This window comes from Streptomyces sp. NPDC002698 (assembly GCF_042888945.1).
Classification (GTDB): Bacteria; Actinomycetota; Actinomycetes; order Streptomycetales; family Streptomycetaceae; genus Streptomyces.
This window is the reverse complement of sequence record NZ_JBIAQM010000005.1, coordinates 310,775-335,174: the sequence shown is the minus strand read 5'-3', so window position 1 is coordinate 335,174 and position 24,400 is coordinate 310,775. Positions and strand designations below refer to the sequence as shown.

17 protein-coding genes are annotated in these 24,400 nt (G+C 70.8%); 9 read left to right on the top strand and 8 right to left on the bottom strand.

Annotation, left to right across the window (positions count from 1 at the left end; translation table 11 throughout):
• Positions 1-29: 29 nt before the first annotated feature.
• Positions 30-1,367 carry an MDR family MFS transporter gene (locus tag ACFYW9_RS10530; protein WP_389147388.1) on the bottom strand — a complete coding sequence of 446 codons (1,338 nt, stop codon included), beginning with the start codon at positions 1,365-1,367 and terminating at the stop codon, positions 30-32.
• Positions 1,368-1,562: 195 nt separating this feature from the next.
• On the opposite strand from ACFYW9_RS10530, the gene ACFYW9_RS10525 reads away from it, so the two are divergent.
• Complete coding sequence (locus tag ACFYW9_RS10525; RefSeq protein WP_328450998.1) at positions 1,563-2,324, top strand: phosphoglyceromutase; 762 nt, start codon at positions 1,563-1,565, stop codon at positions 2,322-2,324.
• A gap of 160 nt (positions 2,325-2,484) precedes the next feature.
• On the opposite strand, the gene ACFYW9_RS10520 is transcribed toward ACFYW9_RS10525, so the two are convergent.
• The 6 genes from ACFYW9_RS10520 to phoU all read right to left on the bottom strand — a co-directional run bounded on the left by ACFYW9_RS10520 (position 2,485) and on the right by phoU (position 13,740).
• On the bottom strand, positions 2,485-4,470 hold the full coding sequence (locus ACFYW9_RS10520; protein ID WP_389147384.1) for a YncE family protein: 1,986 nt from the start codon (positions 4,468-4,470) through the stop codon (positions 2,485-2,487).
• Positions 4,471-5,440: 970 nt separating this feature from the next.
• Positions 5,441-6,952, bottom strand: a complete 1,512-nt coding sequence (locus ACFYW9_RS10515; RefSeq protein ID WP_389147381.1) for an alpha/beta hydrolase — start codon at positions 6,950-6,952, stop codon at positions 5,441-5,443.
• Between the two features lie 408 nt (positions 6,953-7,360).
• Positions 7,361-7,879: an HAD domain-containing protein gene (locus tag ACFYW9_RS10510; RefSeq protein ID WP_389147378.1), complete on the bottom strand. Its 519-nt coding sequence runs from the start codon at positions 7,877-7,879 to the stop codon at positions 7,361-7,363.
• A 184-nt stretch (positions 7,880-8,063) separates the two neighbouring features.
• Positions 8,064-11,885 carry an ATP-dependent DNA helicase gene (locus tag ACFYW9_RS10505; protein WP_389147375.1) on the bottom strand — a complete coding sequence of 1,274 codons (3,822 nt, stop codon included), beginning with the start codon at positions 11,883-11,885 and terminating at the stop codon, positions 8,064-8,066.
• 296 nt (positions 11,886-12,181) lie between these two features.
• A complete protein-coding gene (locus ACFYW9_RS10500) occupies positions 12,182-12,334 on the bottom strand; it encodes a hypothetical protein (protein WP_328451008.1) in 153 nt (50 codons plus the stop codon).
• A 716-nt stretch (positions 12,335-13,050) separates the two neighbouring features.
• Positions 13,051-13,740, bottom strand: coding sequence for a phosphate signaling complex protein PhoU (gene phoU / locus ACFYW9_RS10495; protein ID WP_389147371.1), 690 nt, complete (start codon positions 13,738-13,740; stop codon positions 13,051-13,053).
• A gap of 254 nt (positions 13,741-13,994) precedes the next feature.
• On the opposite strand from phoU, the gene ACFYW9_RS10490 reads away from it, so the two are divergent.
• A complete protein-coding gene (locus tag ACFYW9_RS10490; RefSeq protein WP_351860206.1) occupies positions 13,995-15,272 on the top strand; it encodes an ATP-binding protein in 1,278 nt (425 codons plus the stop codon).
• Positions 15,269-15,949 carry a response regulator transcription factor gene (locus ACFYW9_RS10485; RefSeq protein ID WP_037622332.1) on the top strand — a complete coding sequence of 227 codons (681 nt, stop codon included), beginning with the start codon at positions 15,269-15,271 and terminating at the stop codon, positions 15,947-15,949. The genes ACFYW9_RS10490 and ACFYW9_RS10485 overlap by 4 nt, the downstream gene beginning before the upstream one ends.
• A 170-nt stretch (positions 15,950-16,119) precedes the next feature.
• Here the strand turns inward: ACFYW9_RS10485 and ACFYW9_RS10480 are convergent, their stop codons facing one another.
• Positions 16,120-16,779 carry a DUF461 domain-containing protein gene (locus ACFYW9_RS10480; protein ID WP_389147367.1) on the bottom strand — a complete coding sequence of 220 codons (660 nt, stop codon included), beginning with the start codon at positions 16,777-16,779 and terminating at the stop codon, positions 16,120-16,122.
• Between the two features lie 749 nt (positions 16,780-17,528).
• Here ACFYW9_RS10480 and ACFYW9_RS10475 point away from each other — a divergent pair.
• The 6 genes from ACFYW9_RS10475 to ACFYW9_RS10450 all read left to right on the top strand — a co-directional run bounded on the left by ACFYW9_RS10475 (position 17,529) and on the right by ACFYW9_RS10450 (position 24,318).
• Positions 17,529-18,011 carry a CarD family transcriptional regulator gene (locus ACFYW9_RS10475; RefSeq protein WP_003953493.1) on the top strand — a complete coding sequence of 161 codons (483 nt, stop codon included), beginning with the start codon at positions 17,529-17,531 and terminating at the stop codon, positions 18,009-18,011.
• A gap of 354 nt (positions 18,012-18,365) precedes the next feature.
• A complete protein-coding gene (gene ispD / locus ACFYW9_RS10470) occupies positions 18,366-19,118 on the top strand; it encodes a 2-C-methyl-D-erythritol 4-phosphate cytidylyltransferase (RefSeq protein WP_389147364.1) in 753 nt (250 codons plus the stop codon).
• Positions 19,108-19,650 (top strand): 2-C-methyl-D-erythritol 2,4-cyclodiphosphate synthase, encoded by a 543-nt coding sequence (gene ispF, locus ACFYW9_RS10465; protein ID WP_389147361.1) that lies wholly within the window; start codon positions 19,108-19,110, stop codon positions 19,648-19,650. Before ispD ends, ispF begins: the two co-directional genes overlap by 11 nt.
• Positions 19,651-19,998: 348 nt before the next feature.
• Entirely contained in the window at positions 19,999-21,399 is a 1,401-nt protein-coding gene (gene cysS / locus ACFYW9_RS10460) for a cysteine--tRNA ligase (RefSeq protein ID WP_351860197.1), read from the top strand.
• 118 nt (positions 21,400-21,517) lie between these two features.
• Positions 21,518-22,462 (top strand): 23S rRNA (guanosine(2251)-2'-O)-methyltransferase RlmB, encoded by a 945-nt coding sequence (gene rlmB / locus ACFYW9_RS10455; RefSeq protein ID WP_351860195.1) that lies wholly within the window; start codon positions 21,518-21,520, stop codon positions 22,460-22,462.
• Positions 22,463-22,578: 116 nt separating this feature from the next.
• Positions 22,579-24,318 carry a DoxX family protein gene (locus ACFYW9_RS10450; RefSeq protein ID WP_389147356.1) on the top strand — a complete coding sequence of 580 codons (1,740 nt, stop codon included), beginning with the start codon at positions 22,579-22,581 and terminating at the stop codon, positions 24,316-24,318.
• The last annotated feature ends 82 nt before the right edge of the window (positions 24,319-24,400 follow it).

Below are 24,400 nucleotides of genomic sequence, written 5' to 3'. Positions count from 1 at the left end.
TGGGCCGGGGTGTCCCCGGGCCGGTTTCCTCAGGCCGGGATGACTTCGGCTCCGGCCCCGGCTCCGGCGCCCTGGGACGGTTCCCGCACGGAGTCCGGCGCGAACTCTCGGAGGGGCTCCGGTACGGACTCCCGCACGGACTCCCGTACCGGTTCCCGTACCGACGGCTCCTCCGCCGGAAGCCGTCGCATGAGCAGCCCGTACCCGAGACCCGCCGCCGTGCCGACCACCGCACACAGTCCCCAGAGCCAGACCGCGCCGAAGCGGTCGATGACGACGCCGGACATCACCGGGGCGATCAGCGCGGCGAGGGCCCAGGAAAGCGTGTACATGCCCTGATAGCGGCCGCGCCCGTGGACGGGGGAGAGGCGGACGACGAGACCTGTCTGCGTCGGGGCGTTGACGATCTCGGCGAGGGTCCACACGCAGACGGTGAGCGTGAAGACCCCGACCGACCCGGCGAAGGCGGTGAGCCCGAACCCGTATCCGGCGAGCAGCGACGAGATGACGAGCAGCCACTTGGGGTCCCGGTGCTCGATGAAACGGCCGACCGGGATCTGGAGCGCGACGATCATGACGCCGTTGACGGCCATGGCCATGCCGTAGTCGGCCGGGGTGAAGCCGGCCCGGCCCATGGCGACCGGCAGTCCGACGGAGCCCTGCTGGAAGACGAGGGCGACGAGGAACGACAGCCCGACCACGCTCATGAACCGTCCGTCGCGCAGCACCGTCCCGAGCCCGACCGCGGGTTCCGTGTCCTTGGCGGCCTGCACCGGCTTGGACTCCGGGAGCTTCGCGAAGACGACGAGCGCGCAGACGAACGTCATGGCGGCCTCGATGAGGAAGCCCGCGAGGTAGCTGAACTCGGCGATGAAGCCGGCGCCCATCGAGGAGACGGCGAAACCGAGGTTGATGGCCCAGTAGTTGAGCGAGAAGGCGCGGACGCGGTCCTCGGGCCGGACGATGTCGGCCATCATCGCCTGCACGGCGGGCCGGGAGGCGTTGCTGGCCATGCCGACGAGGAAGGCGACGGCGGCGATGGCCAGGGGGTCGTGCATGAAGCCGAGCAGGGCGACCGAAGCGGCCGTCGACACCTGCGCGACGAGCAGCGTGGGGCGCCGCCCGAACCGGTCGGTCATGACACCCGCGACGAGCGAGGAGATGACACCGCCGAGGCCGTGCAGGGACGCGACCAGACCCGCGTACGAGGCGGAGTAGCCGCGGTCGAGGGTCAGGTACAGGGCCATGAAGGTGGCGACGAAGGCCCCGAGCCGGTTGATGAGCGTGCTGGTCCACAGCCACCAGAACTCGCGGGGGAGCCCTGAGACGGTCTCTCGGACGGCACGTCTCATGACGGCGGCTGGCATGGATCCCCCACGGATGTAAGCGGCTCGGGCGGTGAGCACAACTTACGAGCCGCCTGTCGTCGAGATCCACTCAATTAACAGATGCCGTCAACTGAAGGGCGTCGGAGCGGGCGGGGGACGGCCGGACGGGGGCTCCCGTGTCCGACAGATGGCTGGAGGAGCGAGCTGCCGCAGGGTTCGATTACGCTCGGAGCCATGGCCGACGCACCGTACAAGCTGATCCTCCTCCGCCACGGCGAGAGCGAATGGAACGCGAAGAATCTGTTCACCGGTTGGGTGGACGTCAACCTCAACGAGAAGGGCGAGAAGGAGGCAGTCCGCGGCGGTGAGCTGCTCAAGGACGCTGGCCTGCTGCCTGACGTCGTCCACACCTCGCTCCAGAAGCGCGCGATCCGCACCGCGCAGCTGGCCCTGGAGTCCGCGGACCGCCACTGGATCCCGGTCCACCGCAGCTGGCGCCTGAACGAGCGTCACTACGGCGCCCTTCAGGGCAAGGACAAGGCCCAGACGCTCGCCGAGTTCGGCGAGGAGCAGTTCATGCTCTGGCGCCGCTCGTACGACACCCCGCCGCCGGCGCTGGACCGCGACGCCGAGTACTCCCAGTTCGACGACGCGCGCTACGCGGCCCTGCCGCCCGAGCTGCGCCCGCAGACGGAGTGCCTCAAGGACGTCGTCGTCCGCATGCTCCCGTACTGGTTCGACGGCATCGTCCCGGACCTGCTGACCGGCCGTACGGTCCTGGTCGCGGCCCACGGCAACTCGCTGCGCGCCCTGGTCAAGCACCTCGACGGCATCTCCGACGCCGACATCGCGGGCCTGAACATCCCCACCGGCATCCCCCTCTCCTACGAGCTGGACGCCGACTTCAAGCCCCTCAACCCGGGCGGCACCTACCTCGACCCGGACGCCGCGGCGGCCGCGATCGAGGCGGTCAAGAACCAGGGCAAGAAGAAGTAACTCGCATCATCAATGACCCCTTGCCTGCGGTTTTCCCGCAGGCAAGGGGTCATTTGCTGTGGTCAGCCGTCGCGTTGCGCTGCCCTCGGACATCCGATCCAGGCCGACCGCCACTTCCCGAGGCCCGGCGCGTCATCGGATGCGCCGGGCCTCGGGGGCCTCAGCTGGTGAAGGTGAAGTACTTCCAGGAGCTGTGCGTGGTCGAGTTCACGGAGTCGTTCGAGGAGTTGTTGATGTAGGACGACCGCACGCGCATCGAGTAACCGGTCTGGTGTGTGCCGCCCAGTTGCACCACCGACTTGCCCGTGGAGTCGAGGTTGAAGTAGCCGTACCCCGCCGCCCGCCAGGCTCCGCCGGAGTAGATCTGGAACTCCAGCTTCTGCGCACGGCTGGGGTAAGCCGTCATCGTGGTCGTGAGAAGCGGATTGGTCGTCTTCCGGAAGTAGTACTTGGTGTACCCGTTGACCGTGGCCGTCTTGTAGTGGCGGCTCAGGCTCAGCGACACCTTGACCTTCGCGCCCACCCAGCTCGTGGCCGTCTTCGGGGCGGTCCGCGCGTCGCCGGAGAAGGACGCGCTCACCGTGGTGTCGCGCTTCAGAAGCAAGGTGACCGACAGGTTGCCCGCGCTGTTGACCGTGCCGGTCTTGACCAGGTACTTGCCCTTGCCGTCGCCCGCGGTGTCCGCGTAGAGCGAGAGCGTCCGGTTCTTGTACGTCGTGCCGAGGTGGGCGGTGAACGTCACGTTACTGGCGTAGGCGTAGACGTTGTTGTTCTTGTTCACGGTCAGGGTCGGCGAGGTCCGGGAGACCTCGACCGTGTCGGAGGCGGAGGCAGCCGTGTGATCGGCGTCGCCGGCGTAGGAGACCTCGTACGTGACCTTGCTGCCCGCGGGCGGGGTGTCGGCGAAGGAGAAGGTCCCGTCCGTCTTCACCGTCGCGGCCGGGAGCGCCTTGCCGTTCGGGGACTCCAGGTCCGTCCGGGTCACCGCGACGGTGGTCCCCGCGGGCAGCCCGAGCGTGTTCGTGACCTTGCCGGAGACGGTCAGCGCCTTGGCACGGTCGGCCGTCGACGGGGCGTTCACCGTGACGGTGGTGACGGCCTTGGCGGGGTCGGTGACAACGCGCAGCCGGTAATAGCCCTGGAGGTTGCGTGTGACCGCGAAGAGCCGGCTGCTGTCCGGCGCGAAAGCGAGGTCGCCGTGGTCGAGCAGGGTCTGTTGGGCAACTCCACCCACTTCGTCGGTGAAATTGGCGGTCCGCCTCGGAGCCGTGCCACCCGGCTTGTAGATGGACACCTGGGGGGAGAAGTAGGCGTAGGTGTCGGTGCCCATCGCGACGAGGCCGTCCGGCGCGACGTCCACCGACCGTTGTTCCCAGTGGGTGCTCGGATACCTGATGGTCTCCGCCAGGTCCGATGTCCGGAAGACCTGCTGGAAGTCGCGTACTGAGGTGGCCACCACGAGCTCTGTGCCGTCCGGGGTGAGCGCCAGATCCTCCGCGGTGCCGCCGATGGCTGCGTCCTGCCCGCCGAGGAACGCGGTCCGGCCGGCCGTGCCGGACGACACGTCATAGATGCCGAGGGTGAAGTAGTACTGGCGCGAGCCGGCCGCCAGGGTGTCGGGAGCGCCGGGTGCCGAGTCCAGCAGGGGAGCGTCCTTCCACGTCCCCTCGGCCTCCTGGGCGAGCGAGACCCGCGTCTGCCCGCCGGACAGGTCGAGAGAGCCGATGTTGCCGTGACCGACGCTGCCGTAGCCGAACCAGAGTTTGCCGCCCGCGAGCGCCAGGTGCTGCGGATCCGTGCCGTCGCCCGTCGCGTACCGCCCGGCCTCGGTGACCGTCGCCGTGTCGATGGCCACGATCTCATCGGTTCCCGGCACGGCGACGTAGAGCGTTGCCGAGTCGGCGGAAAGCTCCAGGCCGTCAGCCTGCGGCAGCGAGGTGACCGTCCCGATGACGGTGCCGTCGTAGTCGGTGGCGACGATCTTGCCTCCCGACGGGTCGCTGATGAAGACCCGCTGGTGAACGCCGTCCACGATGATGTCGCCGCTGGACCTGATGGGCAGCGCGGCGCTGCTGTCGGCGACGGCAGGACCCGCGACCGACCCGATCAGGACGACAGAACCGAGAGTGACCGCGAGCGCTGTCACGGCCGAAATGCTGCGCACACGCACAGTGATGCAACCCCCACTAGGAAGACAAGGCTGCTCACAAGACCCCCAGAGCCCCTTCAGGGTTGCACGGCACACCTGCGCAAGTTTCCGCAGGTCCCGCTGGTCCCGCTGGTTGCCGCCGAGGAGCCGGAACCTTCGCGGCACGCACTCGGATCGCTGCGATCGGAGTCGAGCGGGTCGTAGATCTCGGCCGGCCGTGGGTGTCCGAAACACTCGTCAGACATGCGGCCGACGATGCCCAGGGACGGCACTCAACGGCTGCTGAATCACAGCAGTGCCCAGCAGTGCGGCAGGAGAGTTCCCCAGGCCCCGACCGCTGTACGGCAGGGCTGTACAGCAACCACCACGACCGCAGCCGACCGGCAATGTCTCCGCACACCCACGTGATCTGCCGAGCGGACCTCGACGACCGTCCCGCCCATGGTTCGGGACGAAGCAGTCACCGCCCAAGGTCTGACCATCGCGCCACCCCTCAAGCCCCCCAGTTCTCGGCGTGCTCCCGTAGGTAGTCGGCGAGTTCGGGCGGATGGAGTTCAAGTGCTCTCACCGCTGACGCGTCCAACGCGACCCGCACCGGCGAGAAGTCGCCTGTGTCGGGATCATCGAGCTCGGGCCCGCTGCGGCGGCTGAGATCCATGTCCAGCACGTCAGCGGTGAGAGCGCAGGAACACCAGCTGACCGCCATCGAGCAGAACTGCACGTACGTTGTGACGGACCTTCATGCGCCGACGGTAGTGCGCCCACCCCGACGAGGAGGCCCGAACCGAACGGACGTGAACGGGGATGGGCCCGGAACACCACTGGCGCACCAGAACGAGCGGGGAAGAAGCAGGAATAGCGATCATGCCTCCCGCCTGCGCATACGGTGCGGGCGGGAGGCATTTTCATGTTGCCAAGGGGCGTGCGGCCGTAGGCAGTTCCTGACTGCTCTGCCCAAGACCGCAAGTTATGGGCGGCCTGGGACGGTGCCGGCCATCCAGCCCCCACCTGTGGTGACGCCGCCGCGGGGCTTGGGTGCGGAGAAGGGCGGCGTGTCCTGTCGGCACGCTGTCCCGGCCGGCGGGAGGGCGCCGTCGATGAGGTAGCGGCTCTCGTGCGCGTTGACGCAACTGCTGGGGTTGAACAGTGCCGTGTGCCCGTGCCCGCTGTTGGTGAGCAGGCGGGCGTCGGCCAGTTCTCGGGTCATGGCCTTCGCGGCCGAGTAGGGAGTGGAGGGGTCGTAGGTGGTGCCGACCACCAGGATGGGATGCGCTGTCGGCTTGTTCCACGGTCCGCGATAGGGGTCGGCGGCGACTCCCGGCCAGTCGGTACACACCTCGGTGGCCCAGGTCCAGTGGCGTCCGGTGTCGCCCGCACGGGCGGCACTGGCCTCCTCCAGGACGTGGTAGGCGGCGGGGTCACGCGGGTTGGGGCTGTCGCCGCAGAACACCGCACCGGCCTGTTCTTCGCCCAGGTACGGATTCGGATCCGGGACCGCCGGGGCGGGTGGGAGCGGGGACGGCTCGGGGGCGCGGCCCTGCCACAGGCTCTGCAGTTTGCCGGCGACGTTCGTCCATCCTGGGTGGACGACGTAGAAGCCGCTCACCATGTCACTGACCGTAAGGGCGTAGGTCCACGCGCCCACGGGATGCTCCCGGAGGCGCTTCATCAGTTGGTGGTACTTGTCCCGGGTCGCTTTCGGGCTACCGGCGGAGAAGGCGCAGCGGGCGGTGGTGGTGGACCCGCACAGGGTGAGGAACTGGTCCAGGGTTTCCGCCGCGGCGCGGTCCGCACCCAGGCGCAGCATCGCCGTGGACCGGGGGGCCTTGTCGGACCCATGGTTCGTCCAGGCCTGCGGATCCCAGTCGCTGTCGAGGACCATGGCGCGGACGTTGCCGGGGAAGAGGTTGGCGTAGGTGGCACCCAGGAACGTGCCGTAGGAGATCCCGTAGTAGGTGAGCTGTGGGTCACCCACCGCCTGCCGGAGACGGTCGAGGTCGCGAGCGGTGTCGGCGGTCGACACATGGCGCAGGAGCTCGGGGTCGCGCTGCTGACAGCGCCGGCCCAGGTCCTTGTACGCGGCGATGTAGGCCGTCCGCTCCCGTTCGCCCACCGGGAAGCCCGCCGGTTTGCTCGCGTTCCAGGCGGCGGCTTCCTCGGGGCTCGCGAAGCAGTTCACCGCGGTGCTGTTGCCGATCCCGCGGGGGTCCCAGCTGACGATGTCGAACCGCTCCCGTACCTTTCGCGGGAAGGACTCGTAGTTCTGCGGCATCTGCACTGTTCCGGGCCCGCCGGGGCCGCCGGGGTTGAAGAACAGGGTGCCGACGCGCCGTCCGGGACCGGTCGCCTTCCGTTTGACGACCGCCAGTTCGATGGTGCGGCCGCGCGGGGTGCGGTAGTCCAGTGGCACCTTCGCGGTCGCGCAGTCGAACGGGCTGCCCTGAACGCAGGGTCTCCAGTCCAGTTTCGGGGCGGGCACCGAAGGTGTCGGAGGACCGCCGGCGACGGCGGGGTTCGTCCCTATGAACACCGTCGAGCAGGCCACCACCGCGGCAACGACCGCGGCGCAACTCCGACGGCCTGCTATCGATCCGGATATGGGCATGTCTTGTCCTTTCACGACTGCGCGTGACGCGCCCATGCGCTGGACGTCGGCACGCATATGTGTCAAACAAGACCGTGGTCAGGCAAAACGCGCGAGCCATCCGCAGCCGAACGGGAGCCGTGCCCGATAGAGGTCCGGCCGGCGCCCCTCTCGGACGCGTCGAACGGCCGATTCCGGGGTCCGCCGGACAGTCCCTGGCGATAGCCACATATCGGGCCCCGAGCCAGGTCGGTTGGTATGGGCGGCCGTGGTGGACGTGACGGACGTGGTCGACGACGGGCGTCAGTCGTCCGGTTCGGTGGTGTGGAGCCAGGTGGTGAGGGTGGAGAAGTCGTCCTCGGTCAGGCCCTTGGACGGGTTCACGCGGTGCAGCAGGGAGGGGCTCTCGTGCTGTGCCGCGACCCAGAGCCGGTCCACGGGGCCGATCTCGTCGTCGACCCAGATGAACGGACGGCCTCCGGCCCGTTCGACGATGGGGCGGGTCTTCCAGTGCAGACCCCGCGGACCCGCTTCGGTCGCCTCGGGCCACTCCAGCACAGGCAGCGGGGGCAGTCCGATCCGTGGGCCGACGGACTCGTTCGCCTCCTCCATCCACGTCGTGGCCCACACCAGGTCGCATCCCAGCGCCGTCAGTCGCGGGCCCACGGTGGGGTCGAGCCGTCCGAGCAGCGGGTTTCCCTCGTCAGGGAGTGCTTCGGGGTCCGATACGGAGCCGGAGGACTCGCGGGGTGCCCACGAGGGGCCGAACGGGATCAGGGGGCCGTCGACGTCGAGGAAGAGGATCGGGCGGTCCACATCCACCGTGTTTCCTGGGTAGTTGTTCCCCGGTGGCGTTCCCGGGCAGTTGTCGCAGCAGACCCGTCTTCCTGGACAGGTGCTTTCTGGACAGGTGTTCCTGATGGTCGGGGACGGTGGGTGCGTCCCCGACGGATCAGTCGATCGGACGGTCGAGTCGTAGTCAATCGGTTCGATCGGTTCGATCGGTTCAGTCGGTCAGGTGCAGGGCGGCTCGTGCGTCCGGGCCGTGCCAGCCCGCCGCCGTTCGCCATACGACGTGGACACCGAAGGCCTCCCGGATCGCGTCGGGAGCCCAGTCCTCCGTGGGCGGCTCGGACAGGACCAGGTATCGGACGTCCGCCGAACGCGCTTCGACCCGGTCGAGTTCCATCAGGCGGGCCGCTCCCGCCCGCAGCTGCGCGTAGCCGGAACGGTCGGCGCCGAGCACCTCGTAGCGGAAGCAGCCCTCCGGGCCCTCCAGGGTCGCGTCGCAGACCGGGGAGTCCGAAGGCCGCAGTCCCGCTCGCAGGAGCGCTGCCTTCAGCTCGAAGCGCACGGCCTCGTGCGTGTTGCAGTCCCGGTCGGCCTGTGCCTCGACGTCCAGTCGCCGCGCGAGTGCCTCGCTCCACGCCGTCCCTCCCTCGGACGAGTCTGCGGACGAGTCGGCGGACGGGGCGGCGGGCTCGATCTCCAGGAGAGCGGCAGTGTTCATGGGGTCGGTGTCCTTCTGTTGTTCGAGTGTTCTGCGGGGCTCGGTCGGCGGGACCGCGATCGTCCCGGGTGGTGCTGTCCCGGTCGGCGTGCCGGTCCCGGTCGGCGTGCCGGTCCCGGTCGCCGGGGGCCCGGTCTGCGCACCCGTCTCCGGGCCGGTGTGCATCCGATGGCGGAGTTCGTCGCGCGCCCGGTCGAGAGCGTCGGTCCAGTACCGGAACGCCGGGTCGTCCGTCAGGGCGGCTCGCAGGCCGGGGGTGTCCGAGCCGATCGCCTGCCGGGTGCGCTGGGCGAGGTCCGCCAGATCGCTCAGCCGGTCACGGTCGGCGGAACCCAGCAGCCGCCAGACGCTCAGCCAGTCGACCCGGTCGCGCCGCAGGCAGCGTCCGGCCATGCCCTTCAGTTCGGCGAGGAGGGCCGTCGTCTCCGGCGGGGCCGCGTCGTCGCCGTGTGCGATGTCCCGCAGGACGCCGAGCGCGGCCTCGTAACGGGGAGCCATCCGGGAGGAGATGGGCCGGCGCCCGAACTCGCCGGCCGAGACCAGGCTCAACTGGCCTTCGTTCCGGGTCACCCAGCCGTCCAGCCGGGAGCCCGTGGTCGGGGTGGGTTCACCGTGGCGCGGGACGAGGAGGACGGTCCGCTCCGTGTCAGGCGCGAGGACCTTCACCTTCAGGTGGGAACCGGGGCCCGGGCCGAGCACCCGCACCTCGACGGGGGTGCCGACCGGCAGGTCGTCGCCCGTGGGATCGGTGCTGCCGCAGGCACGGCCGACGGAGGCCCGGGTGGGATCGCCGGGGCCCGTCCCGTTCTCCGGCCGGGCGGCCATGGGCGTCAAGTAGGCGTAGGCGGAGGTGACTTCGCCGTCCGTGGCGTCGGCCGGTGTGCCGAGTTCGCTCGGCAGCGGTGTCGTGTGGAGGACCGTCAGCGTCTGGGTGCTGCGGGACAGGGCGACGTACAGCCGGCGCGGTCCGGCGGGATCCCGCTCGGCGATGGCCGTCGGCTCCAGCACCAGGACGTGGTCGAACTCCATGCCCTTGGCCTGGGCGGCGGGGAGCACGGACACGGTCCGCGAGGTCTCCTCGGTCATGCCGTCCACGAGGTCGACGCGCCGGCGGACCTCCTCCAGCCAGCCGGAGTCGTCGGGCACGATGACGGCGATCGACCGCGGGGACCGGCCGTCGTTCGTGCCCGCGAGGCGTGCCGTACGGGTCGCCGCGTCGTCCAGCAGCTCCCAGGGAGTCGTGGGGACGAGCCGCACGGCCCCGTCGCCGGCCCGTCGTACGGCAGTCGGGTAGGGCAGGGCGGGGGCGATGGCCCGGGCCAGGGGCGCCACGAAATCCATGATCTCCGCGGGGACCCGGTAGCTGGTGTTCAGCTCGGCCACGCGCCAGTCACCCTGCGCGGACAGGATTCCGCCCAGCCGTTTCCAACTGGTGTAGGAATGCGGCCCGGTGGCCTGGGCCAGATCGCCGAGCACGGTCATCGAGCCGGTCGGACACCGTCTGCGCAGGGACCTCGCCTGCATCGGGGTGAGGTCCTGCGCCTCGTCGACCACGATGTGCCGGTACCTGCGCGGACTCTCGCCCGCGATGAGGAAGCGCAGCTCTTCGAGGCACACCAAGTCGTCCGCCGTCCAAGGCTCTTCGGCGGCGCTCTCGGCCTTCCGCCTCTGCAGGGAGGCCTGTTCACCCGGGTCGAGGATCCCGTCGGCGCACTCACGCAGCCTGGTGGGGGAGTTGAGCAGGCCGCGCAGTGCCACCTCGGGGCTCAGTGCGGGCCAGACCCGGTCGACGAGGGTGGTGACCTGCCGGTTGCGTTCCAGGTCGCGGCGCACGGTCGCGTCCCTGCCGCGGTGCGGGGCCACGCCGACCAGTTCGCCCAGCAGCCGGTCCACCAGCAGGGTGCGGAACCGGTCCCTGCGTGCCCGGTAGCCCTCGGTTCCCTCTCGGGCGTCCTGGAGGAGACCGAGCACCTCAGAGCGAGGCAGACGCAGGGAGGTACCGCCCACGACAACGACGAAGGCCGGTTCGTCCTGGGCGTGGGAGGGGGCGGAGACGACGGTGTCGACGGCCTCGGGCCGGCACTCGCTCTCCACCCGCCTGCGCAGGACGGCCGCCATCCGTTCGTCGGACTTCACCAGCCGCGCGGTGGGGGAGTCCGAGTTCCGGACCTCCCCTTCCCAGAGACGGGCGAGCTGTACGGCCGTGACGTTCCGGGTGCCGAGGGTGGGCAGGACGCGCCCCACGTACTCCAGGAAGTTCTGGTGCGGGCCCACGACCAGGATGTCCTGGGCACGGAAGTGATCGTTGTTGACGAGCCAGGTCACGCGGTGCAGGCCGACCGCGGACTTCCCGGTGCCGGGCCCGCCCTGGATGACGAGGATGTCCGCCGGGGAACCGGTGACCAGCGCCAGCTGGTCACGTCTGATCGTCTCGACGATGTCGCGCATCCGGCCGCTGCGCGACCGGCGCAGCTCCCGCAGGAGGAACTCGTCGACCGGCTGCGGCTTTTGACGCCGTCGGCCGGTGGCCTGCCGCTGTGCCGGGACGACGGCACGCGGCCGTGCGTGGCGGCCTCCGGCGGGCGGGGCGGTGGTGTTTCCCGCCTCCGCCGGGGCTCCCTCCGGGACTCCTTCCGAGGACTCCGCCGGGGCTCCCCCCGAGGGTTCCTCCGGGGATCCTCCCGGGGAATCTTCCGGGGCTTCCTCGCCATCGCGGGAGCCTGGGATTTCCAGGACGGCAGGGACATCGGGGACGTCGGGTATCTCGGCGGCTTCGGGGAGGTACGGGGCTTCGAGCGGAGCGGGATCGTCCACGAAACGCGGCGGCAGGCCGGCTTCCTGCCCGGGCTCCGGCGAGCCGGGGTACGGTCCCGCGTCCGGGGTGATCTCGTCCAGGAAGTCCTCGACCCGGCGTCCGGCGCAGCGTAACCGGCGCCGCAGGAGCACCTCGCCCGGCGTCTCCGGCCGGGCGTTGTGCCAGCTCACGGCGATCGGGTTCGTCCAGGAGACCACGACCTGATCGCGGGTCTCGGTGTCGAAGACATGGCGTCGTCCGACATAGAACGTCTCCGGCTCGGCGTCGTCCGCCTCCTGGACGTCGACACGGCTGATGACCAGGGCCTCGCCCCCGAGACCGCCGTACTCCTCCGCCGCGCTCACCGCCTTCTCGCGGACCGCGATGCCGTCCTTGCCGCTCGCGGAAGCCGTGGCCGCCGACGGCGACGTCATCTCCGCGAGCCTGGCCTCGTAGCAGTCGTAGGCGCGGTCGACGGCCTTCTGCTCGTTGGCGATGACCGTGTCCCGTGGTGTCGTGCTCACGTGTGTCCCCTCCTGGCGACGCCCTTCGCGCCGCCGCGGGCCAGAGCCCGCCTCCCCTGTCCCAGAGGTAGCAGAGTTCGTCGGTCAGACCACGGTCAATCGGACAACAGCACCATAAGCGTGCAGATTTCGGTCGGACCCGAGCGCATCCGATCCTCGCGTGTACGTCTTCGTGCGACGGGCCGAGCCGGAGGAGCGCGGGCCGGTGCACGTGGCCGACGGGCCGGGGCGCGTGGCCGAGGAAGGGAGAAGGGCCCCGTCGTGGCGACGGGGCCCTTCCGGACGGACGTAGGTGATCAGCCGCACTGGCAGGGATTGCCCGACTGGCAGCCGCAGCCGCAGCCTGAGCCGCAGCCGCAGGCGCCGAACAAAGGGAGGTTCTTGATCTCGGCGGGCTGTTGGGTGTCGCGGTCCTGGGTCGGGTCGGGCGTGCTGGGGGATTCGGCCATGGGTCCCTCCTTCAGGCACGGAGGCGTCGGCGCACACCGCGCCGCACGGCTCCTGTCGCCCATCTCATGCCCAGTCGGGCGGGCGCATCAACGGCGCACTGAGGCGTCTTGCGCGCCCAGGGTGCGAATCCCGCGCGGGGCGGGCCGGAACCAGGCCACGCTGCCCCGCCCGCGAGCCGCACTTGCCCGCGAGCCGCCCCTGCCCGAGGGCCGACTCGGGCAGGCCGTCCCGCGGTCTTGGCCCGCAGGGCAAGCCGGGCCCGCCGACCCGCCCGCCGGGACGGGCTCGCCTCCGTACCTCACGGTGACGACCGCCCCGGAACGCGGCCGGGCCCGGCCATTCCCTGATGGGAGCGGCTGGGCCCGTCGGCCTCACGAGTGCGAAAGGGGCGCCCGCCCAAGGCAGGCCGGTCGCCGGCCGGTCCCCGGGAGGGCATGCGCCCCACGCCCGGCGCCCGGCAGGGCTGGGCACCCCGTGGCCGGTGCCCGGCGAGGTGGGGCGTCCCACGCTCGGTGCCCGGCAGGGCTGAGCACCTCCGGGTTCGTGCCCGGTGAGGCTGGGCCCCGCGGCCGGTGCTCGGCAGGGCTGAGCGCCGCGGGGTTCGTGCCCGGTGGGGCTGGGCCTCCCTTGGGCCGGTGCCCGGTGGGGCTGGGCGCCCCTCCGGGTTCCGCCCGGCAAGGGCTGCGTGCCCCTCCTGGTTCCCGCCCGGTAAGGGCTACGCGCCCTCCACCCCCGTGACCGGCTGGATGTCCGGCTGCAGTTCGTCGGCGTGTTCGCCGGTGACCAGGTAGACGACGCGCTTGGCGACCGAGACGGCGTGGTCGGCGAAGCGCTCGTAGTAGCGGCCGAGGAGGGTGACGTCGACGGCGGTCTCGATGCCGTGCTGCCACTTGTCGTCCAGCAGGTGCTGGAAGAGCGTGCGGTGCAGGAGGTCCATCTCGTCGTCGTCCTGCTCGAGCTGCATCGCGAGGTCGACGTCCTTGGTGATGATGACCTCGGCGGCCTTGGCCATCAGGCGCTGGGCGAGCTGGCCCATCTCCAGGATCGTGGCGTGCAGGTCGTGCGGGACCGCGCGGTCGGGGAAACGCAGCCGGGCCAGCTTGGCCACGTGCTGGGCCAGGTCGCCGGAGCGCTCCAGGTCGGCGGACATCCGCAGCGAGGTGACGACGATACGGAGGTCCGTCGCCACCGGCTGCTGGCGTGCCAGCAGGGCTATCGCGCGGGCCTCCAGCTCGTGCTGGAGATCGTCGACCCTCTGGTCGGCGGCGATCACGCTCTCGGCCAGCTTCAGGTCGGAGTCGAGTATGGCCGTCGTGGCGCGCCCGATCGCCGACCCGACGAGCCGGGCCATCTCGACCAGGCCGTCGCCGATCGAGTCAAGTTCCTCGTGATACGCGTCACGCATGTGGTCGTCCCTCTCGTACGTCAGCTTCCGGGGTCCGGGGTCCGGGACCTGGCTGTTCCGACAGCCGGCCGACAGCCGACCGGCCACCGGAGGGACCCTGGAACCCCACGTTCCCACGTTCGGGCCCGTACGCGTCCGTTTCCGGCACCTCAAGTGAATCGGTACTGGCTCCTGGGTGAACTCTGGGCGACGAGTGTTCGAGCTCGCACTCGGATGGCTGTGGCCAGCAGCGACGGCATGCCTAACCTGGGTGCATGGACGTGAACGCGGCGGTCGCCGCAGCGGCAGCGATCGCCGGAGTGCTTACCGGTGTCATCGCCATGCTGGCGTTCCGCTGGAGCGAGCGCGACCAGAAACGCCCGACCCGCACCTCCCTGCACACCGACGCCGTGCTTCCGCCCGGTGTCGACACCGTGCTGTCCGTGCTCAGGTCGTCCGCGGTCGTACTCGACGAAGCGGACGCCGTGGTCAAGGCCAGCTCGGCGGCGTACGCCCTCGGACTGGTGCGCGGCGGCAAACTGGCCGTCGAACCGATGCTCCACATGGCGCGTGACACCCGCCGTGACGGGGAGATACGTCAGGTGGAACTGGACCTGCCGAGAAGGGGCACGGGACGGGGAGAGGCCCTCGCCGTCTCGGCGAGAGTGGCTCCCCTCGGATCCAGGCTGGTCCTTCTTCTCGTGGAGGACCTGACGGAGGCACGCCGCATCGAAGCGGTGCGGCGGGACTTCGTCGCGAACGTGAGCCACGAACTGAAGACTCCCGTCGGAGCGCTCTCCCTGCTGTCCGAGGCCGTCATGGACGCCTCGGACGACCCGGAGGCCGTCGAGCGGTTCGCCGGACGCATGCAGATAGAGGCCACCCGGCTCACCAACCTCGTCCAGGAGCTCATCGACCTGTCGAGGGTGCAGAACGACGACCCTCTGGAGGACGCCGAGCCGGTCCGGGTCGACGAACTGGTCGCCGAGGCGATCGACCGCTGCCGCCACCAGGCCGGCACGAAGCAGATCACCATGGCCGCCGGCGGCACCGCCGACCTGAGCCTGTGGGGGAACCGGGGCCAGCTCGCCGCGGCCCTCGGCAACCTCGTCGAGAACGCCGTCAACTACTCGCCCGCCCGCACCCGGGTCGGGATAGCCGCCCGCCGGGTGACGGCACCTGGTGGGGAACACATCGAGATCGCCGTGACCGACCAGGGCATCGGCATCTCGGACAAGGACAAGGAGCGCATCTTCGAGCGCTTCTACCGTGTCGATCCGGCCCGCTCCCGTGCCACCGGCGGTACGGGCCTCGGGCTGGCGATCGTCAAGCACGTGGCCGCCTCGCACGGCGGAGAGGTCACGGTGTGGAGCTCCGAGGGTCAGGGCTCCACGTTCACCCTGCGGCTGCCGGAGGCGACCGCGGCCCGCGACCGCGTCACCGATCACCACATGCCCGGACTCGACGAAGAGGACGAGACCGGGCAGCCCGACGGGACGACCACCGTCACATCCCCGTACGAACCGCTTCCTGCCCCGGAGGTCCTTCCGTGACCCGTGTGCTCGTCGTCGAGGACGAGGAGTCCTTCTCCGACGCCCTGTCGTACATGCTCCGCAAGGAGGGCTTCGAGGTCGCCATCGCGACCACCGGGCCCGACGGACTCGACGAGTTCGAGCGCAACGGCGCCGACCTCGTCCTCCTCGACCTGATGCTGCCGGGCCTGCCCGGCACCGAGGTCTGCCGTCAGCTGCGCGGCCGCTCCAACGTCCCGGTGATCATGGTCACCGCCAAGGACAGCGAGATCGACAAGGTGGTCGGACTCGAAATAGGAGCCGACGACTACGTCACCAAGCCCTTCTCCTCGCGTGAGCTGGTCGCCCGTATCCGGGCCGTCCTGCGCCGCCGCGGGGAGCCGGAGGAGGTGGCTCCCGCAGCCCTGGAGGCCGGTCCGGTCCGGATGGACGTCGACCGTCACGTCGTCACCGTCTCCGGCGGCAAGGTCGACCTCCCGCTGAAGGAGTTCGACCTCCTGGAGATGCTGCTGCGCAACGCGGGCCGTGTGCTGACCCGCATGCAGCTCATCGACCGGGTCTGGGGTGCCGACTACGTCGGTGACACCAAGACCCTCGACGTCCACGTCAAGCGCCTGCGCGCGAAGATCGAGCCGGACCCGGGCGCGCCGCGCTACCTGGTGACGGTCCGCGGTCTCGGCTACAAGTTCGAGCCGTAGACCGGCCTCGTCCCCCGGGCGGCACGGCACGGCGGTACGGCACGGCGGTACGCCGAAGGGCGGGACCCCTCTCCGGGGGTCCCGCCCTTCGGCGTACCGGACTGCTGTGCGCGCGTACGGCCGCGTGACGGGTGCCGGCCTGCCGACCTCTGTCTAGCGCGCCGTCGGCGTCACTCGGACGCCGACGCCGTGGCCGTCGCGCTCGACGACTCGGTCGTGCCGGGCTCGCCCGACGCGGACTCGGACGCGGACGGGGAGCCCGTGACCGACTCGGACGGCGAGGTGACCGGGGCCGGGGAGGTCGCCGGGGCCGCCGGGATGTCGCTCGGGCCCCACGTGGAGAAGTAGCTCTCGGCCGGGACGACGAACGCGCTCAGGCTCACGTCACCGGTCTCGCTGAAGGAGAAGGTGACCTTCTGGACGCTGCCGTTCAGGACGGTCTCGGAGGGGCTGGACAGCGCCGCGGAGGCGTTGCCCTCGCCGCCGATGACGACCGAGCCGCCGGCCGGGACGGTCAGCTTGCCCTTGCCCTCGGCGGGCGTGATCTGGGCGGAGCCCTCACCCTCGACGCTGATCGAGTCCAGGGTCTGCTCGGTGGTGCCGTTGTTGAACAGCGTCGCGGAGATCACCGCCGGACCGGTGGCCTTCACGTCGGGCTGGGTGATGACGAGCGCGTTCTGGACCTTGACGACGCCCACGGAGGTGGCCGCGTTGTCCGGCTTGACCTCCAGCGTCTGGGCGTCGCTGCCGGCGCCACACGCGGCGAGCGAGGCGATCGAGAACGCGATGACGGCGGCGGCGAGAGTGCCGCGTCGAAGGCTGCTGCTCACGGCGGCGGCAACTCCTTGAACGTGGGCGAAGCAGGGCGACCTCTGTGTAAAGCCGCCCTAAGGGTCTGTCAGCGGCCTTAGGTTACCGATCCGTTCCCGCCCGACCGCACCCGACCCTCCCCAAGCCGCCGACTTCGCTCGTGCGAGGGAGAAGAGGGGCGCGCTCGGGGCCGTCCGGCGCCGGGCGGCGGGCACGCGCCCGCGGGGCCCCGTTGCGCCGGGCGCCGGGCATGCGCCCGCGGGCCCCATTGCGCCGGGTGTGCGCCCCGCCGGACACGATCCGCTCCATCGGCGTGTCCGCTACTTTGACCGCGTCCCGTCCGCCATTCACATAACTTCCGCAGTCTTAGGCCTGCGTATTTCACGGAATGAATGCCCGGCTCTCCGAAAAAGGATCACGGTGTCATCGAGGGCCGCGGAGTACGTGATCATCGAACGTCTTGATCAATTCCGGATTCGGCTCGTACTCGGCTCCGCCCGTCGAACGGAGTAGCGGAACTCGCGCTCTTGGAGCAGGACAAAACGGGATGTTCGGACCCTGGTGACGGGCTTCGGGTGTGCGTAACGTGCGCGTTTCGCTCCGCATGGACAGCCGCTCCCACCTGCGAATACCCTCTTCCGCTCGCCCCTCGCAGCACGTTCCTGTTGCGGTTGTCAAGCCCCGAGATATGCCCTGACCTGCGAAAACGCCATTCAGAAGACGCCGTTTCCGTGTTACTCTGGATAGCCACGGAAGGGGTACCTGTCACATGACGTTCAAGGTTGGCGACACCGTGGTCTATCCCCATCACGGGGCCGCGCTGATCGAGGCCATCGAAACTCGCCAGATCAAAGGCGTGGACAAGACCTACTTGGTGCTGAAGGTCGCCCAGGGTGACCTGACGGTACGTGTGCCAGCGGACAATGCGGAGTTCGTCGGCGTACGTGATGTGGTCGGTCAGGACGGGCTGGACCGGGTCTTCGAGGTGCTGCGCGCGCCGTACGCCGAGGAGCCCACGAACTGGTCGCGTCGCTACAAGGCAAATCTGGAGAAGCTCGCCTCCGGCGATGTCATCAAGGTCGCGGAAGTCGTGCGTGACCTGTGGCGTCGTGAGCGCGAGCGCGGACTCTCCGCAGGTGAGAAGCGCATGCTCGCCAAGGCGCGCCAGATTCTGGTGAGCGAGCTCGCCCTCGCGGAGAACACCAACGAGGACAAGGCCGAGGCCCTGCTCGACGAGGTTCTCGCGTCCTGACGCCGGCTCAGTCGCCGAGACGCGAGTCGTCTTGACGTACGCCCAAGCCCGCGCAGAAGCGCAATGAAATGCCGCGGTGCCCGATGACGCAATTGCCGAATTGCTGTCGCCGGGCGCTGCGGCATGTTCGTACCCGCACCCATTCGGTCAACCGGGCGTTCACCCGGCATCGGCTTTCCCGAGGTATACCGGCGTAACCGATACTTGGGATACCGAACCGGGCGGTCGACTTGACCGGATGTCACGGAAGGGTCCGGTCAAGGCGTCGCGCCCGGTGCTCCCCCAGCTCCCCGAGCAGGGGGTACCCCCAGGCCATACCCATCCCGGTCGAGCACACAAACCTGACAGGAACCGATGTCTGACGTTTCGCTCCCTTCGCCGCCGGAGGCCCGTACCGCCGCCGTGATCCCGGCCGCCGGACGAGGTGTGCGCCTCGGTCCGGGTGCCCCCAAGGCGCTCCGCGCGCTGAACGGCACGCCCATGCTCATCCACGCCGTCCGCGCGATGGCCGCGTCGCGCGCCGTCTCCCTGGTCGTCGTCGTGGCTCCGCCGGACGGCACGGCCGAGGTCAAGACGCTGCTCGACGCGCACGCGCTGCCCGAGCGCACCGACTTCGTCGTCGTCCCGGGCGGTGACAGCCGCCAGGAGTCCGTGAAGTACGGCCTCGACGCGCTGCCGCCCGACATCGACATCGTCCTCGTGCACGACGCGGCCCGGCCGCTCGTCCCCGTGGACACCGTGGACGCCGTCATCGAGGCCGTACGGGACGGCGCTCCCGCCGTCGTACCGGCGCTGCCGCTCGCCGACACCGTCAAGGAGGTCGAGCCCGCGGCCGTCGCCGGGGAGCCCGAGCCGGTCGTGGCCACGCCCGAACGCGCGCGGCTGCGTGCCGTGCAGACGCCCCAGGGCTTCGACCGCGAGACGCTGCTGCGGGCCCACGAGACCGTGACCGACGACGTGACCGACGACGCGAGCATGGCCGAGCAGCTGGGCGTGCGGGTCGTGGTCGTGCCGGGTCACGAGGAGGCGTTCAAGGTGACGCGTCCGCTGGATCTGGTGCTGGCGGAGGCGGTTCTCGCGCGGCGGAGGCTCAACGATGGGTTCTGAGGCACCGGAGCCGACGGCCGGACCGGGGAACGGCCAGGGTTCCGTCCAGGGCCTGGTGCTCCCGCTGGTCGGGATCGGCACCGACATCCACGCCTTCGAGGAGGGCCGGGAGCTGTGGTGCGCCGGCCTGAAGTGGGAGGGGGAGGGGCCCGGACTCGCCGGGCACTCCGACGCGGACGTCGTCGCGCACGCCGCGTGCAACGCGCTCTTCTCGGCGGCGGGCCTCGGTGACCTCGGGGCGCACTTCGGCACCGGACGGCCGGAGTGGTCCGGAGCGTCCGGAGTCGTCCTGCTGACGGAGGCGGCGCGGATCGTCCGCGAGGCCGGCTTCGTCGTCGGCAACGTCGCGGTCCAGGTCGTCGGACCCCGTCCGAAGATCGGCAAGCGGCGGGACGAGGCCCAGAAGATCCTGTCGGACGCGGTGGGGGCGCCGGTGTCGGTGTCGGGCGCCACGACGGACGGGCTCGGGTTCCCGGGCCGCGACGAGGGTCTGATGGCCGTCGCCACGGCACTGGTCGTGCGGGCGCGCTGAGAGCGGCGGCCGTCCGGGCGCGCCGGGACCGCCGTCCGGGACCGCCGTCCGTGAGTGCCGTCCGGGACCCCCGTCCGGGAGTGGCTGATACGGCCGTGCGGGTGGAGCGGGAGCGGCGGCTGTCCGGGTGCGCCGGGGAGAGCCTTCCGGGGCGGGTGATACCGCCGTCCGGGCGCTCCGGGACCGGGGCGGGGGCTGCCCCGACGCTCCCCGGTCCGCCCGCGGTTCGCCCGAAAGGTCCCTCCCGGGACGCCCGGTGGGCGGCGAGGTCCCTCCGTATGTCACGAATACGTGGCCTGCCGCGAAAAGGGGCGCGGGGCACTGCCCGGGGCCCACTACCCTGGAGTGGTGACTATTCGCCTGTACGACACCAGCGCCCGGCAGATCCGTGACTTCACCCCGCTCGTGCCGGGTTGCGTCTCGATCTACCTCTGTGGCGCGACCGTGCAGGCCGCACCGCACATCGGGCACATCCGCTCGGGCCTCAACTTCGACATCATGCGCCGCTGGTTCGCGTACCGCGGCTATGACGTGACGTTCATCAGGAACGTCACGGACATCGACGACAAGATCATCGCCAAGTCGGCCGAGCAGGGCCGTCCCTGGTGGTCCATCGGCTACGACAACGAGCGCGCCTTCAACGACGGTTACGACGCGCTCGGCTGCCTTCCGCCCACGTACGAACCCCGTGCCACCGGCCACATCCCCGAGATGATCGAGATGATGCGCGGGCTCATCGAGCGCGGTCACGCGTACGCGGCCGACGGGAACGTCTACTTCGACGTGCGGTCGTTCGAGGGCTATCTCCAGCTCTCCAACCAGGAGCTCGACAACCTGCTCCAGCCGTCCGGCGAGGGGGAGACGGGCAAGCGCGACCCGCGTGACTTCGCCATGTGGAAGGCCGTGAAGCCGGGCGAGCCCAGCTGGGAGACGCCCTGGGGCCGCGGCCGTCCGGGCTGGCACCTGGAGTGCTCGGCCATGGCCCACAAGTACCTGGGCAGCGCCTTCGACATCCACGGCGGCGGGATCGACCTGATCTTCCCGCACCACGAGAACGAGATCGCCCAGGCCAAGGCCTTCGGGGACGAGTTCGCGAAGTACTGGGTGCACAACGCCTGGGTCACCCTCAAGGGCGACAAGATGTCGAAGTCCCTCGGCAACTCGGTCCTCGTGTCCACGATGACCAAGGAGTGGCGTCCCATCGTGCTGCGCTACTACCTCGGCACGCCGCACTACCGCTCCATGATCGAGTACAGCAAGGAAGCCCTGCGCGACGCCGAGTCGGCGTTCGCGCGCATCGAGGGCTTCGTGCAGCGGGTGGTCGAGAAGGCGGGGGGCGTCGTCGAGCCGTCCGCCGAGGTGCCGCCCGCGTTCGCCGAGGCGATGGACGACGACCTGGGTGTGCCCCAGGCGCTCGCCATCGTGCACACGACAGTCCGCCAGGGGAACTCCGCCCTCGCCGCCGACGACAAGGAAGCCGCCGTCGCCCGCCTCGCCGAGGTACGGGCCATGCTCGGCGTCCTCGGACTCGATCCCCTCGACCCGCAGTGGGCCGAGGAGGGCGACCGCGGCGACGATCTGCACGGAGTCGTCGACACCCTCGTCCATCTGGTCCTCGGCCAGCGCGAGGCCGCCCGGACCCGCAAGGACTGGGCCGCCGCGGACGCCATCCGCGACCAGCTCAACCAGTCCGGCCTGGTCATCGAGGACAGCCCGCAGGGGCCGCGCTGGACGCTCGGACCGCGCTGAGCACCCGCTCCGGCGGTCCCGGCCGACCTCGGTCGGCCTTGATCGATTGTGCCGCCCGGACCTCCGGGCGGCACACTTCATTACGTACGCACGCACGTCTCACACAGACAGGTAGGTCATGGCTGCTAACAACCGCCGCATGTCCGGCAAGAAGGGCGCGCAGGTCGGCAGTGGCGGCCAGCGACGCCGGGGCCTGGAGGGCAAGGGCCCGACCCCGCCCGCCGAGGCGCGCAAGGGCCACAAGAAGAACCGCGTCGCCAACGCCAAGGCGAAGCAGATCGTCCGCCGCCCCGCCCACCCCAAGGGCCGTGGCGGCAAGGGCACGTCCGAGATGGTCGTCGGCCGCAACTCCGTCGTCGAGGCGCTGCGCGAGGGCGTCCCCGCGACGACGCTGTACGTGCAGCAGTTCATCGACAACGACGAGCGGGTCCGCGAGGCGCTCCAGCTCGTCGCCGAGCGCGGCGGCATCCACCTGATGGAGGCCCCGCGTCCCGAGCTGGACCGCATGACCAACGGGCTCAACCACCAGGGTCTCGTCCTCCAGGTCCCGCCGTACGAGTACGCGCACCCCGAGGACCTCGCCGCCGCCGCGTACGACGAGGGCCAGGACCCGCTGATCGTCGCCCTCGACGGCGTGACCGACCCGCGCAACCTCGGAGCGGTCGTCCGTTCCGCCTCCGCCTTCGGCGGCCACGGCGTCGTCGTGCCCGAGCGGCGCGCGGCCGGCATGACCGCCGGTGCCTGGAAGACGTCGGCCGGTGCCGCCGCCCGTACGCCCGTCGCGCGCGCCGCCAACCTGACGCGGGCCCTGGAGTCGTACAAGAAGGCCGGCCTCGTGGTGGTCGGCCTGGCCGCGGACGGCGAGGTCGAGGTCGGTGACCTGGAGGCGCTGGGCGGCCCCGTCGTCATCGTCGTCGGCAGCGAGGGCAAGGGCCTGTCCCGGCTCGTCGGCGAGACCTGCGACTTCCGGGTGCGGATCCCGATGCCCGGTGGCGCGGAATCGCTGAACGCCGGTGTGGCGGCGGGAGTTGTGCTGTACGAGGCCGCGCGCCGCCGCGCCTGACCCGAGGTACGGGCGGTCATCCTCGTGGTGTGACCGGGGTGTTCGGAACGATCTTGACGCGGTCCGGACAGTCGGCGTGGTCAAAGCAGTGTCCTAACCACACGTCACTCGGTTAGATGAGTGTGGACACCAGAACACCCCGCACACCCACGGGGGACCGCTCGTCGGGATTCGACGACGTTCCCGCGCTGAGCATGGTGAAGGTGCCGAGCGATCCGGCGCAGGTCATCGTCAACCATGCGAGCTTCCGCGTCCAGTTGGCGGGTGCGTCACGGGGCCAGTCCCCGCGCATCGCGCGGCACCCGGGCTCTCCCGGCGCCGGTGCGCCGGGCCGGCCGGGCGGGGCCGGTCCGGCCGGCGGGGCCCGCCGCCGTGCGCCCGTCGTCTGGAGCGGGAAGTCCGCGCCGGACGACACCGGCGCCCACCGCCTGCTCCAGGCGGTACGGAGCGCGGGCCTGCCCCACGGCTCCACCGGGCCGGCGGGCGACGCCGGTTCGACCCGGGTCATCCCGCGCATCGGCGAACAGCCGGGCTACGCGGGCGATCTGACCGTCGACACGGTCGAGACGCCCCTCGTCGGCAGCCAACGCGCCCCCCTCGGCGAAGAGCAGCGGCTGCTGCCCCGGATGCGCAGTGCGGGCAGCGCCTACGACGAACCGCGGTACGGCGGTCCGCCCTACGGTGAACACGCCTACACGGACGCCGACTTCGGGGACGACGACGGCTACGAGGACGACGGCTACGACACAGCCGCGGGCGACGCCCCCGTCAGGCGGCGCGGCTCCGACTCGGTCCGGCACGCCTATCACCCCGGGCGCCGGATGAACCTGGGCGTCGTGCTGCTCCCGCTGCGCGTCTTCCTCGGATTCATCTCCGTCTACGCCGGCATGGGCAAGCTCTGCGACCCCCTCTACTTCGACGGCGGCAAGCGCGGCTCCATGGTGAAGTGGCTCAACACGCTGCACCCGTGGGAAGTCGCCGAGCCGCTGCGGCAGTTCGCGCTCCACCACCCCGTCGGCTCCGGACTCGTCGTCGCCTTCTTCCAGGTCATCGTCGGCGTTCTGACCGTCCTCGGGCTGTGGCAGCGGGTGGCGGCCGTCGTCGGCGCGGCGCTGTCGGCGGCGCTCATCGTCACCGTCAGCTGGAAGACGGTGCCCGTGTACGACACGCCCGACATCATCTACCTCGCCGCCTGGTCCCCGCTGATCATCGCGGGTGCCCCGGTCTACTCCGCCGACGGACGGCTCTCCAGCGAGGCCTGGCGCACGCTCGGGCCGCGCGCCGACATCTGGGACCTGCGTGCCCGCGTGCTGCGGCGCGGCGCGCTGCTCACGGCCGTCGCGGTCGGACTGACGCTGCTCATCGGTTCGCTCCTCGGCGGCGCCGTCCGCGACTCCAGCCGGATCGTGGTCCCCGGTCCCGGCGAGGCCCCGCGCAACGAACTGCCCGGTTCCCCGCTCCCCGAGACGCCCGGCGAACGGCACCGGAAGGCCACCCCCTCGGCCTCGAAGGCGCCCACCCGGAGCAGCTCCGCGACCCCGTCGCACACGGCGGGCACGCCGGGCGCGACCCAGGAGACCGGCCCCTCCGGCAGCGGCCGGCAGCCCAGCCAGACCCAGGGCAGCGGTCAGGCCCCGCCCCAGCAGTCCTCGCCGGTCGGCGGGGCGCCGAGCACCAGCTCGGGTCCCTCCAGCAGCGGCGGCTCGTCGACCGGTGGCAGCGGCGGCGGCAGCAGCAGCGGCGGCAGCGGCGGCGGTGCCGCCGGCACCGGAGGCACGGGCACCGGGAGCGGCACCTCCACCGGCGGCGGCTCGTCCACCGGTCAGCCGGGCCTGGTGGGCGGCCTGCTGGGCTGACGTCTCACCGACGCGCGACGGCCCGCCGGGCCGGGCGCGACGACGGCAGGGCCCCGCACACGGATGTGCGGGGCCCTGCCGT

Coding starts and splice junctions, on each gene's coding strand:
- ACFYW9_RS10530 (WP_389147388.1), bottom strand. CDS start 1,367: ATGCCAGCCGCCGTCATGAGACGTGCCGTCCGAGAGACCGTCTCAGGG.
- ACFYW9_RS10525 (WP_328450998.1), top strand. CDS start 1,563: ATGGCCGACGCACCGTACAAGCTGATCCTCCTCCGCCACGGCGAGAGC.
- ACFYW9_RS10500 (WP_328451008.1), bottom strand. CDS start 12,334: ATGGCCGAATCCCCCAGCACGCCCGACCCGACCCAGGACCGCGACACC.
- phoU (WP_389147371.1), bottom strand. CDS start 13,740: ATGCGTGACGCGTATCACGAGGAACTTGACTCGATCGGCGACGGCCTG.
- ACFYW9_RS10490 (WP_351860206.1), top strand. CDS start 13,995: ATGGACGTGAACGCGGCGGTCGCCGCAGCGGCAGCGATCGCCGGAGTG.
- ACFYW9_RS10475 (WP_003953493.1), top strand. CDS start 17,529: ATGACGTTCAAGGTTGGCGACACCGTGGTCTATCCCCATCACGGGGCC.
- ispD (WP_389147364.1), top strand. CDS start 18,366: ATGTCTGACGTTTCGCTCCCTTCGCCGCCGGAGGCCCGTACCGCCGCC.
- ispF (WP_389147361.1), top strand. CDS start 19,108: ATGGGTTCTGAGGCACCGGAGCCGACGGCCGGACCGGGGAACGGCCAG.
- rlmB (WP_351860195.1), top strand. CDS start 21,518: ATGGCTGCTAACAACCGCCGCATGTCCGGCAAGAAGGGCGCGCAGGTC.
- ACFYW9_RS10450 (WP_389147356.1), top strand. CDS start 22,579: ATGAGTGTGGACACCAGAACACCCCGCACACCCACGGGGGACCGCTCG.